13 protein-coding genes are annotated in these 10,851 nt (G+C 70.5%); 2 read left to right on the top strand and 11 right to left on the bottom strand.

Translation table 11 applies throughout. The features are described from left to right. Positions 1-148 precede the first annotated feature (148 nt). Together NMN56_RS11380 and NMN56_RS11375 are read right to left on the bottom strand one after the other, a co-directional pair. A complete protein-coding gene (locus NMN56_RS11380) occupies positions 149-355 on the bottom strand; it encodes a hypothetical protein (RefSeq protein ID WP_274044110.1) in 207 nt (68 codons plus the stop codon). 310 nt (positions 356-665) lie between these two features. Then, entirely contained in the window at positions 666-1,001 is a 336-nt protein-coding gene (locus NMN56_RS11375) for an acylphosphatase (protein ID WP_274044111.1), read from the bottom strand. A 149-nt stretch (positions 1,002-1,150) separates the two neighbouring features. Here NMN56_RS11375 and NMN56_RS11370 point away from each other — a divergent pair, with 149 nt between their 5' ends. After that, positions 1,151-2,080 carry a CAP domain-containing protein gene (locus NMN56_RS11370; RefSeq protein ID WP_274044256.1) on the top strand — a complete coding sequence of 310 codons (930 nt, stop codon included), beginning with the start codon at positions 1,151-1,153 and terminating at the stop codon, positions 2,078-2,080. A gap of 55 nt (positions 2,081-2,135) precedes the next feature. On the opposite strand, the gene mutM is transcribed toward NMN56_RS11370, so the two are convergent. The 8 genes from mutM to NMN56_RS11330 form a co-directional block, all read right to left on the bottom strand. Further along, a complete protein-coding gene (gene mutM, locus NMN56_RS11365) occupies positions 2,136-2,990 on the bottom strand; it encodes a bifunctional DNA-formamidopyrimidine glycosylase/DNA-(apurinic or apyrimidinic site) lyase (protein WP_274044112.1) in 855 nt (284 codons plus the stop codon). 69 nt (positions 2,991-3,059) lie between these two features. Next, complete coding sequence (gene rnc / locus NMN56_RS11360) at positions 3,060-3,935, bottom strand: ribonuclease III (protein ID WP_274044113.1); 876 nt, start codon at positions 3,933-3,935, stop codon at positions 3,060-3,062. A 19-nt stretch (positions 3,936-3,954) separates the two neighbouring features. After that, positions 3,955-4,128: a 50S ribosomal protein L32 gene (gene rpmF, locus NMN56_RS11355; RefSeq protein WP_274044114.1), complete on the bottom strand. Its 174-nt coding sequence runs from the start codon at positions 4,126-4,128 to the stop codon at positions 3,955-3,957. A 2-nt stretch (positions 4,129-4,130) separates the two neighbouring features. Beyond that, the gene (locus NMN56_RS11350) at positions 4,131-4,727 is read right to left on the bottom strand and encodes a YceD family protein (protein ID WP_280842789.1); all 597 of its coding nucleotides are present in this window, start codon (positions 4,725-4,727) and stop codon (positions 4,131-4,133) included. Between the two features lie 139 nt (positions 4,728-4,866). Beyond that, complete coding sequence (locus NMN56_RS11345; RefSeq protein ID WP_274044116.1) at positions 4,867-6,108, bottom strand: cell division initiation protein; 1,242 nt, start codon at positions 6,106-6,108, stop codon at positions 4,867-4,869. A 101-nt stretch (positions 6,109-6,209) separates the two neighbouring features. Continuing rightward, the gene (coaD, locus tag NMN56_RS11340) at positions 6,210-6,692 is read right to left on the bottom strand and encodes a pantetheine-phosphate adenylyltransferase (RefSeq protein WP_274044117.1); all 483 of its coding nucleotides are present in this window, start codon (positions 6,690-6,692) and stop codon (positions 6,210-6,212) included. 53 nt (positions 6,693-6,745) lie between these two features. Further along, complete coding sequence (gene rsmD / locus NMN56_RS11335; protein WP_274044118.1) at positions 6,746-7,345, bottom strand: 16S rRNA (guanine(966)-N(2))-methyltransferase RsmD; 600 nt, start codon at positions 7,343-7,345, stop codon at positions 6,746-6,748. A 300-nt stretch (positions 7,346-7,645) separates the two neighbouring features. Continuing rightward, a complete protein-coding gene (locus NMN56_RS11330; RefSeq protein WP_274044119.1) occupies positions 7,646-8,002 on the bottom strand; it encodes an ArsR/SmtB family transcription factor in 357 nt (118 codons plus the stop codon). A gap of 99 nt (positions 8,003-8,101) precedes the next feature. On the opposite strand from NMN56_RS11330, the gene NMN56_RS11325 reads away from it, so the two are divergent. Continuing rightward, the gene (locus tag NMN56_RS11325) at positions 8,102-8,398 is read left to right on the top strand and encodes a muconolactone Delta-isomerase family protein (RefSeq protein ID WP_274044120.1); all 297 of its coding nucleotides are present in this window, start codon (positions 8,102-8,104) and stop codon (positions 8,396-8,398) included. A gap of 75 nt (positions 8,399-8,473) precedes the next feature. Here the strand turns inward: NMN56_RS11325 and recG are convergent, their stop codons facing one another. Beyond that, positions 8,474-10,660: an ATP-dependent DNA helicase RecG gene (gene recG / locus NMN56_RS11320; RefSeq protein WP_430542547.1), complete on the bottom strand. Its 2,187-nt coding sequence runs from the start codon at positions 10,658-10,660 to the stop codon at positions 8,474-8,476. Positions 10,661-10,851 lie beyond the last annotated feature (191 nt).

Here is a 10,851-nt window from a genome sequence, read left to right as displayed (position 1 = left end):
GCCCGGGCGGACGGTGGCCGAGGCGGAACCGGGGGCCGGCGGGCGCGACGAGAGCACCGAGGAGCAACGACGAAGGGACGCCGAAGCGTCCCTTACAGATTTCTTGCACGGCTGTTCCTGCCCAGCCCGTCCTGCCCGGCGGGCTGGATCAGGTCAGCGCAGGCTCCGCCGTACGTACGTCGATGCTGTCGAGTACCGAGTCGGGGTGCCGTGCGGCGGCTGCCAGAGCGTCGTTCTCGGCCTGAATCCGGATGATTTCGGATTCGAGGTCCTGGACGCGCTGCTGAAGCCGTCGCATCTCGGCAAGAACTCGGGGGTCGGAGCCGCCGACGTAACCGAGAAGCGCCTTTGCCATGATGGATGGTCCTCCACACTGAGTGACCGACCGAGGATGTGGTGGGTCGAGAGGGAATCGCACCCGCAGTGTCTGCTCTGGACTTTTGCTAAAGAATCTCTGGATCAAACAGCTCAGGTGCGCGGGGCTTCCAGAGTCTCACCAAAAGTTTTGACGGTCAACACGATCACACACGGCGACGCCGGGCTGCCCTGACTCGACGGCGTCCCTCGCCGGAGGCGGCTACCCGCTGGAGTGAGCGGAAGATCCACTGTCCTCTCTCGTGGGCCGCAGCTTTGCACGGCCGCTCGGTATTGGCAACCGTGTTGGATCACCGGATCGCGAAGCCGCGGTAGCCCCCGCGCGGGGCGTCCCAGATCTCGGTCACGCCCTCGACACTGCCGGGGGTGTCCCCGCTGCGCAGCCACTCCAGCAGCAGATCGCAGCGGGAGCGGGTGCCTTCGGCGACGATCTGGACCCGTCCGTCGCCGAGGTTGAGCGCGAATCCGACGAGCCCTCCGACGCGGAGCGCCGCCGCCCGCGTGAACCAGCGGAAGCCGACGCCCTGTACCTCGCCCCTCACCCACACGGTCACCCGCGCCGGCTCGTCGCCCCGCGGCTCCTCGGTTTCACCGGTGTTGTCACTTCGCGTCTCGCTTGCAGCCATGGCGTGCACGCTATCCGGACATTTCTTGGCGCCGCACATCCGCCCCTCCCGTCATGCCGTACATTGCGCGTCAACCCGCTTCACACATACGGGTGAAGCGGGTGACAGCAGAGACCGCAGTGATCGTCGAGCATGTGAGGACAGCAGAGATGGGCCGCCATCGACGCGCCACCCCCGCTCCCGCTCCCGTCGCTCCAGCCGAGCTCTCCCGTCAGGAGCCCGGCCCCCGGCACAGGGGAGGCGGGCACCGTGGCAGGAAGGGCGCCGCTCCCGTGCGAACCGGGCTGCTGGGCGCCTCGGCCGCGATGGCGATGGGCGCCGTGGCGGTGGCCTCTGGTCTGCTTCCGGGCCCCGGCGGCCTGGGTTCCCCGCAGGGCGGGGACAGGGTGCAGGCCGGGGGGCCGACCGATCTGGAATCCCAGCCCGTCCCCTCCTCCACGGCCTCCGACCACTCCTCCGACCCGGCCGCGAGCCGCGCCGAGGAGCGCAACGACGGGCCCCTGCCCACTCCTTCCCGGGAGCGCGGGCGGCCCGCGGAGGACACATCGGCATCCCCTTCGCCCTCGCGGGAACGCGAGACGCCGGACCAGGCGCGTGAGCGGCACAGCGCGCGCCCCGACCGCTCGGAATCCGACCGCGCGCCCGCCACGGGCGGCGAGGAGACAGGGAACGGCGGGACCTCCTCGACGACGTCCGATCCGGAGACGGCCGCCGAGCGCGAGGTCCTGGCGCTGGTCAATCAGGAGCGCGCCAAGGAGGGCTGCAAGCCCGTCAGGGCCGACGGCGACCTGGCGGAGCTGGCCGCCGGCTTCAGCGAGGACATGGCCAAGCGCGGCTTCTTCGCCCATACCTCGCCCGACGGGAAGAGCCCGTGGGACAGGGCCGAGGCCCTGGGGATCAGCGATCTGGGCGGCGAGAACATAGCGCGGGGCCAGGCCAACGCGCAGTCGGTGATGGACTCCTGGATGAACAGCCCGGGGCACAAGGCGAACATCCTCAACTGCGACTACCGCACCATGGGCGTCGGCGCGCACTTCGCCGAGGGCGGGCCGTGGTGGACGCAGGACTTCGGCTTCTGAACCGGAGCTCCCCTGGTGTCCGCCGCCGTTCCCACGAGCAGGCGGAACGCCGGTGCTACGGGCGCGGTGGGCGCTGGCAGCGCGGGCAGAAGTAGCTGGAGCGGTTCATCCACGCACGTCGCCGCATGGGGGTGCCGCAGCGGCGGCAGGGTTCGTCCTCACGCCCGTAGGCGTCGAGCGAGCGCTCGAAGTATCCGGACTCGCCGTTCACGTTCACGTACAGGCTGTCGAAACTGGTACCGCCCGCGTCGAGCGCCTGCGTCATCACGTCCCGTATGTGGCCGAGGAGTTCGGTGGTACGGGGGCGGGTGAGGGTGGCCGTCAGGCGGTCGTAGTGCAGCCGGGAGCGCCAGAGTGCCTCGTCGGCGTAGATGTTGCCGACGCCGCTGATCAGCGACTGGTCGAGCAGGGCGCGCTTGATCGTCGTACGTCTGCGGCGCAGGGCCGTGTGGAAGGCGTCCGGGTCGAACGCCGGGTCGAGGGGATCGCGGGCGATGTGCGCGATGACGTCCGGCAGACCGTCCTCGGCCGCGGGGTGGAGCGAGAGCCCGCCGAAGGTCCGCTGGTCGACGAAGCGCAGTTCGCCGCCCTCGGGGTCCTCGAACGTGAAGCGGATTCGCAGATGCCGTTCGTCGGGGGTCTCGCCCGGCTGGATGAGGAGCTGGCCGCTCATCCCCAGGTGCGCGAGGACGGAGTGCCTGCCGTCGTCGAGGGGGAGCCAGAGGTACTTGCCGCGCCGCCGGGCCTGGCCGAAGCTACGGCCCCGCAGCCGTGCGGCGAAGTCCGGCCCGCCCGCCGTGTGACGGCGGACGGCGCGCGGGTGGAGTACTTCGGCGACGTCGATCGTACGGCCGCTGGCCCAGCGTTCCAGGCCACGGCGTACGACCTCGACTTCCGGCAGCTCTGGCACGGGGTTCCTCCGGGAGGGGGATGGGCCTGGGGCGCTTCCCCCTCTCCGGGGGCGTGACCGCGCGGTGGTTCAGTGGGTGACCGGTGTGCCCTCGGAGGGCTCTCCGCTGGAGGCTGCCCCTTCGGTTCCGGCTGCCCCGGCCTGGGTCGTTTCCCCTGCCGGTGAACCCTCGTCCGTCTGTGCTGCGCTGCGCTCGGAGATGGCACGCCAGGCGGCCTCCGCCGCCTGCTGTTCCGCCTCCTTCTTGCTGCGTCCCGTGCCGGTGCCGTACGCGACACCACCGACGCGGGCAGCAGCCGTGAAGGTCTTCTCGTGGTCGGGACCCGTCTCCGAGACGAGGTACTCGGGCACTCCGAGACCCTCCGAGGCCGTCAGCTCCTGGAGACTGGTCTTCCAGTCCAGCCCGGCGCCGAGGTTGGAGGACCGCTCGATGAGCGGGTCGAAGAGCCTGTGCACCAGTTCGGAGGCGGCGTCGAGACCCTGGTCGAGATAGACGGCACCGATGACCGCTTCCAGGGTGTCGGCCAGGATGGACGCCTTGTCGCGTCCTCCCGTCCCCTCCTCGCCCCTGCCGAGGCGGATGAAGGCCCCCAGGTCCAGACCGCGGGCGACGCCCGCGAGTGCCCTGGAGTTGACCACGGCCGCACGCAGCTTGGCGAGCTGCCCCTCGGGAAGATCAGGGTGCAGCCGGTAGAGCGTGTCGGTGACGACCAGTCCGAGGACCGAGTCGCCGAGGAATTCGAGACGTTCGTTGGTGGGCAGCCCGCCGTTCTCATAAGCGAACGAGCGGTGTGTCAGCGCACGCACCAGAAGGGCGGACTCAAGGTGATACCCGAGCCGCCCTTCCAGAATCGTGTGCGACGAGGCTGCGTCCACCAGGTCCGCCGGTTCCGGTTCCCCTCCGTTGTCACGGGTGGGGTTCCCGGGAGTGCTGGCGTCTGACATGAAGCCTGTCACCCGCCGATCAGACCTCTAGGACCTGGCGCTTGTTGTAGGTGCCGCAGCTCGGGCACGCGATGTGCTGCTGCTTCGGCTCGCGGCAGCGCTCACACGTCACCAGGGTCGGGACCGCAGCCTTCCACTGCGACCGGCGGTGGCGCGTGTTGCTGCGCGACATCTTCCGCTTCGGAACAGCCACGGCTACTTCTCCTGTGAGTCATCCCCGTCAGCACGGGGCGCGTTGTCCTTCTCGCCGTCCCCTATGGTCCCGGCGAGTTCCTGCAATGCCGCCCAACGGATGTCGACGGCTTCTTCGTGCCTGTGGTCCGGATCGTCTGCCAGCCGGGCCCCGCACTCGGGGCACAGACCGGGACAGCCGTCCTGGCACACCGGCTGCAGCGGCAGTGCGAGCACCACCGCGTCCCGCAGCACGGGTTCGAGGTCGAACAGGTCTCCCTCAAGGAAGAGCGTGTCCTCCTCCTCGGCGTCGTCGCCGGTATCCGCACTGTGGCGGCTCCGGTCGTCGGCGTCGGGATAGGAGAACATCTCCTGGAACTCCGCTTCGACTTCTTGCTGAAGCGGCTCCAGACACCTTACGCACTCCCCGGCGAGCGGTGCACGGGCGGTGCCTGTGACAAGCACACCTTCCATGACCGACTCCATGCGGAGGTCGAGCTTGACGGTCGCCCCGTCGGGGACCCCGATGACCTCGATGCCGAGGTTTCCGGGAGACTCCACCTCGCGGGAGAGCCGCTTCATCGCACCAGGACGCCGCCCCAGCTCACGCGTGTCGAACACGAGAGGGGCACGGTGGTCGAGGGGGGCTTTCAGGGCTTCCTGCTTTCTACGGGTGAGGCGCCGGCCGCCGACGTACTCGCGGCCGAAGAGACAGAATACTGGACACCCCCTCGATGACCCAATCCAGCCCCGCGCGCCCTCAGCGACCGCCCTGGTCGTGCCGCCGCTCGAACTCCCTGACCTGGTCCAGGTCGATCATGCTCGTGTCGAACAGGCTGGTCTCGTCGAGCTGCCCCTGCTGCTGGTACTGCTGCGCCTGCTGCTGATACTGCTGCGGCTGGGCGTGGTGGAGCGGCTGGACCTGCGGCTGCTGGGGTTGCGGCTGCTGGGGCTGCTGGTAGTACTCGGCCTGCTGGTGTTGCTGACCGTAGCCATAGGGGTCGGCCTGTTGCTGAGCGTAGGCGTAGGGGTCCGGCTGCTGGCCGTAGGGGTCCGGCTGCTGCTGGCCGTAGGCGTACGGGTCGTGCTGCTGGACGTAGCCCTGCTGCTGCGCGTAGTACGGGTCGGCCGATGCGGCGACCGGCTCGGCCTGCGGCTGCTGCGGGGGCATGTAGGTGGGCTGCGCCGGCACCTGCGCGGGCTGCTGGGGCGCGGGGGCCTCCGGCGGTGCGGGCGGGGGCTGCGGGGCGGCCGGTGCGGGCGGCGGCTGCTCGGTGTGGGCGAGGCCGGCGAGGAAGTCGGCGTCGCTGGTGTGGCCGGCGAAGCTCCCGGCGCCGTCCTGCGCCGCCATGTGCGCGGCCAGCTCGTCGCTCGGCTCGTGGCCGCGCAGCTTCAGACGGCCGCGTCCGACGGCCTCAAGGGTCTTGGCCAGTACGGCGGAGACCGAACCGAGGCGGGCCTCGACGTACTGGTCGGCGCGCTGCCTCAGCTCGTGCGGGTCACCGGTGCGCTCGGGGGCGTCCTCGGCGAACTCCTGGTTCCACTCCTCGGCGCCAGGGCCGCTGCCCAGGAGCTTCTCCCGGCCGCGGTCGACGGAGCCGATGGTCTTGCTCAGGACGACTTCGAAGTTGGCGAGCTTGCTGTCGACATAGTCGTCCGCCTCGGCGCGGATCTCGGCCGCCTCACCGCGTGCCTCGTTGAGGATGCGGTCGGCCTCCTCCTGCGCCTGGCGGGCCACCTCGGTACCGGAGACGAGCGAGCCCCGTTCGGCCTGTGCGGTGTCGATGATCCGCTGGGCCTCCTGCCGCGCCTCCGCCACCACGTGCTCGCGGTCGCCGAGTACCTCGCGTGCCTGGGCCAGGGAGCCGGGCAGCGCCTCGCGTACCTCGCCGAGCAGGGCGAGCAGCTCGGCCCTGTTGACCACGCAGGAGGCGGACATGGGCATCGAGCGCGCGCCGTCGACGGCTGCCACGATCTCGTCGAGTTTCTGCTGAACGTCCACGGAAGTGACTGTACGGCCAGTGGGCGCGCGGCCGTTACTCGTTGGCGAAGGTGGCCGCGGTCGTTGGCGGAGGTGGCTGGTCGGGGCCGATCCTGGGTCGGTCAGGCGGGCTTGGTGAGCCGTTCGCCCAGCGCGCCGAGCACCGGCTCCGGCACCAGGTGGGAGACGTCGCCGCCCCAGGTGGCGACCTCCTTGACCAGGCTGGAGGAGAGGAAGCTGTAGGTGGGGTTGGTCGGCACGAAGAGCGTTTCGACGCCGGAGAGGCCGTTGTTCATCTGCGCCATCTGGAGTTCGTAGTCGAAGTCGCTGACGGCGCGCAGGCCCTTGACGATCGCCGGGATGTCGCGCTCCTTGCAGAAGTCGACAAGGAGACCGTGGAACGCCTCGACGCGTACGTTCCCGAAGCTCTCGGTGACCTCGCGGATCAGGTCGATGCGCTCCTCGACCGTGAACAGGCCCTGCTTCGACTTGTTGATCATCACGGCGACGTGGACCGTGTCGTAGAGCTTGGAGGCGCGGGCGATGATGTCGAGGTGTCCATTGGTGATGGGGTCGAACGACCCCGGACAGACTGCACGACGCACTGGCGTTTCCTCGCTCTCCGTACGGCGGGTCCGGCGTCCGGCCCCGTGGGGACTCAGCATGACGCGGGAGCCTGCTCCCGCGTGGCGGCGCGACCGTACCAAAGCGTTCCCTCGCCGTAGCGACGGGACCTGAGCCCCTCGAAACCCTCCGGCCAGCGGAAATCGCCGCCCCTGGTGCTTCGTTCCACGGTGGCGAGGGCGTCGTCGGCGAGCCAGCCCTGTGCACGGAGTGTGAGGAGGATCTCGCGCAGATCATCGTCGGAGACGGCGTACGGGGGGTCGAGGAAGACCAGCCCGAAGGGCTCCTGCGGGGGCTCGCCCGCGACCGTCTGTGCCGCCTTGCCCGTGCGCACCTCGGCGCCCTGGAGGCCCACGGCGCGCACGTTCTCCTTGATGGCCCGTACGGCCCGGGGCTCCGGCTCGACGAGCAGGACATGCGCGGCGCCCCGGGAGAGTGCTTCGAGGCCGACGGCTCCCGAGCCCGCGTACAGGTCCAGCACGCGCAGTCCCCGCCAGCCTGGGGCGCCGCCCAACTGGGACTCCCAGCTGGAGAAGAGCCCCTCGCGGGCCCGGTCCGATGTGGGGCGGGTGCCGTTGCCCGGCGGCACGGCAAGTCGCCGTCCGCGGGCGGCTCCGGCGATCACGCGGGTCATGGGGAAGGGGCCCTTCGGGACGGGATCAGGGGGAACGGGGGGCCGACGTCGCACGGCGCGCGTCGCAGGTCCCGCGCACGCGGGGCGCGGCGCTGCGGGTACTCGCTGCGTCCGCACGGGACATCACCCCCGGGAACGAGGATCCCATGGACCCGGCATGCCCGCTCGGCCCGGAGAACTCACGGAACCCGACTTGCCCGCTGACCCTGCCGATGCGCGCGCCGCGCGGTACCACGCTGTGCGAACGGCCGCCGCGCAGGCGGGAGTTCCTGGACCGGCGGCCGGGTGCGTGCCCGGCTGTCAGCCGCGCTCGCCACCGCTCCCGGCCGCCGGTCCACCTGCGGCCACGGCCTCCTGCGCGCAGGTGCGCAGCACGCCTTCCAGGACATCGGGGTATCGCCGGAGTGTTTCCTTCCGCAGCGACACGAAGCAGCGTGTGCCCTCCAGCCGGTGCCGGGTCAGCCCCGCCTCGCGGAGCGTTCTCATGTGGTGGCTCACGGTGGACGGGCCCACTCCGACCTCGAAGTCCTCGCGCGGGTGCTCCTCACGGTCGGCGAGCACCGCCATGATGCGCAGCCGCACCGGGTCCCCGAGCGCGGAGAGGACGCGGTCGAGCGGAACGTCGCGGGGATCGGGGTGGCGCAGTTCGCGGGGCATGGGACCAGGATAGTCGAACTTCGATGTTCGACGAATATCGATGTACGGTCGGCGCGCAGCCCCACAACCCGGAGCATCGCCGGAGCACGGAGAGAAGCAATGGACTTTCTGGTACGTATCGACACCTCACGCGCCTACACGCTGTCGGCCGAGGACAGCAAGGACCTCATCGAACGGGAGCGCGTCCGGGGCCACCAGCTCATGAATGAGGGCGTACTACGGCACTTCTGGCGCCTACCGGGCAAGCACGCCAACATCGGCATCTGGAGCGTGCCCGATGCGGACGCGCTGGAGGAGACGCTCAACAGCCTGCCGGTGCGGCCCTACGCGGAGATCGACGTGACCCCGCTGGCCACGCACCCGATGACGGTGGAGGCCATGTCCCCACCGTCCTGAACCGCCCCTGCCCGCCCCTGCGCCCCCGCCCGCAGCGCTGCGGATCCTGACAGCGAGCCGCCGCACGCGGCCGGATCAGCCCTTGTCCAGGTACTCCTCGCGTTCCTCGTCCAGCAGCGCGGACAGGGCTGTGCGCAGCTCCGGGTGGTCCATCAGTTCGGGGTCGGTGGCGATCAGTGCGCTCGCCTCCTCCCTTGCCTCGGCGATCACGTCCTCGTCCTCGATGACGGTGAGCATCCGGAGCGAGGAGCGCACCCCGGACTGGGCCTGGCCGAGCACGTCGCCCTCGCGGCGCTGCTCCAGGTCGATACGGGACAGCTCGAACCCGTCCTGCGTCCCGGCCACCGCGTCCAGGCGGGCGCGCGCCGGGTTCGCCTCGGGCATCTCCGTCACGAGCAGGCACAGCCCGGGGGCAGCGCCACGGCCGACACGGCCGCGCAGCTGGTGGAGCTGGGAGACACCGAAGCGGTCGGCGTCCATGATCACCATGCCGGTGGCGTTCGGAACGTTGACGCCGACCTCGATGACCGTGGTCGCCACGAGCACGTCCACCTCGCCTGCCGCGAACCGGCGCATCACCTCGTCCTTCGCGTCCGGATGCATACGCCCGTGCAGGGGCTCCACCTTCAGCCCGGCGAGCGGACCCGACGAGAGCTGCGCCGCGATGTCCAGGACGGCCAGTGGCGGACGCTTCTCGTCCGCTTCGGCCCCGCTGTCCTCACCGGCCTCCTCGGGGGCCGGTGCCGGCTTCTTCTTGCCCGGCTGCTCCTCCTCGTCGTCACCGATACGCGGGCAGACGACGTACGCCTGGTGCCCCGCCTCTGCCTCCTCCCGTACGCGCTCCCAGGCGCGCGCCAGGAAGTGCGGCTTGTCCCTGGCGGGCACCACATGGGACGAGATGGGGGAACGTCCGGCCGGGAGTTGGTCGAGCACCGAGGTCTCCAGGTCGCCGAAGACGGTCATGGCGACGGTTCTGGGGATCGGTGTCGCGGTCATCACCAGCAGGTGCGGCGTCCGCTTCTCGCCCTGGGAGTGGCCCTTGGAGCGGAGCGCGTCGCGCTGTTCGACGCCGAAACGGTGCTGCTCGTCGACGACGACGAGGCCCAGGTCGTGGAACTTGACCTTGTCCTCGATCAGCGCGTGCGTACCCACGACGATCCCGGCCTCGCCCGTCACCAGGTCAAGCAGCGCCTGCCGCCGCTGCGCGGTGCTCATGGAACCTGTGAGCAGCACGACCTTGGTGCCCTGCTCCGCACCGCCCAGCATGCCGCCCTCGGCCAGCTCGCCCATCATCTCCGTGATGGAACGGTGGTGCTGCTGGGCCAGCACCTCGGTGGGCGCGAGCATCGCGGCCTGACCGCCCGCGTCGACGGTGGCGAGCATGGCCCGCAGCGCGACGAGGGTCTTGCCCGAGCCGACCTCGCCCTGCAGGAGGCGGTGCATGGGGTGTTCGGTGGCCAGGTCGGCGAAGATGTCGCGGCTCACGTCGCGCTGCCCGTCGGTCAGCGTGAACGGGAGCCGCCCGTCGAACGTGTCCAGCAGCCCGTCGGGAACGGGCTTACGGGGCACGGCCGGCAGTTCCGTCTCCTTGGCGCGGCGGCGGGCCAGCGCGACCTGGAGGACGAATGCCTCGTCCCACTTGAGGCGGGCACGGGCCTCGGCGATGTCGGCCTTCGAACGCGGCCTGTGGATCTTCTCGAACGCCTCGGGGAGCGCGATGAGTCCGCGCTCCTGCCTGATCGCGGCGGGGAGCGGGTCGGCCAGGCCGCGCCAGCCTGTGGCCTGGAGGGCGCCGAGCACGGTGACGACGGACTGCTCGATGCTCCAGGAGGAGAGCTGTTTGCAGGCCGGGTAGAGCGGCAGCAGCTCGTTGGCGAACTTCTCGACGGTCTCCTCGCCGCTCTCCTCGTCCAGCAGCTTGTAGTCGGGGTGGGAGAGCTGGAGCTTGCGGTTGAAGACACCGACCTTGCCCGCGAACATCCCGCGCCTGCCGGGGAGCAGTTCGCGCTGGTGGTAGTGGACGGACCGGCCGAAGAAGACCAGTTGGAGCCGTCCGCTGCCGTCGGTGAGCGTGACCTCCAGGCGCTGCCCTCTGCCGTGGTTGAACTTGTGCACGCGCGCGTCGGCGACCCGCGCGACGACGGTCACGTGCTCGTCCATCGGCAGTTCGGCCAGCCGCGTCAGCTCGCCGCGTTCGGCGTACCTGCGCGGGTAGTGGTGCAGCAGGTCGCCGACCGTGCGCAGGCCGAGATGCTCGGCCATCACCTTCGCGGTGTTGCCGCCGAGCAGGGCCTTCAGCGGCTCCTGGAGGGGTTCGGGAAGCGGGGATTCTGACGAGGACACGGGACCATCCTGCCGGAAGGGAGTGACAGCCGGGGCCTCACACGTCGCACGCGGTCACCGCGCCTTGTGCCCTGTGCCTCGTGCTTTGTGCTTCGCGGCTCGCTTCGTGC

The organism is Streptomyces iconiensis (genome assembly GCF_028657195.3).
GTDB classification, from domain to species: domain Bacteria; phylum Actinomycetota; class Actinomycetes; order Streptomycetales; family Streptomycetaceae; genus Streptomyces; species Streptomyces iconiensis.
Note: the sequence above shows the minus strand (reverse complement) of the source record. Positions and strands in the feature narration are given on the sequence as shown.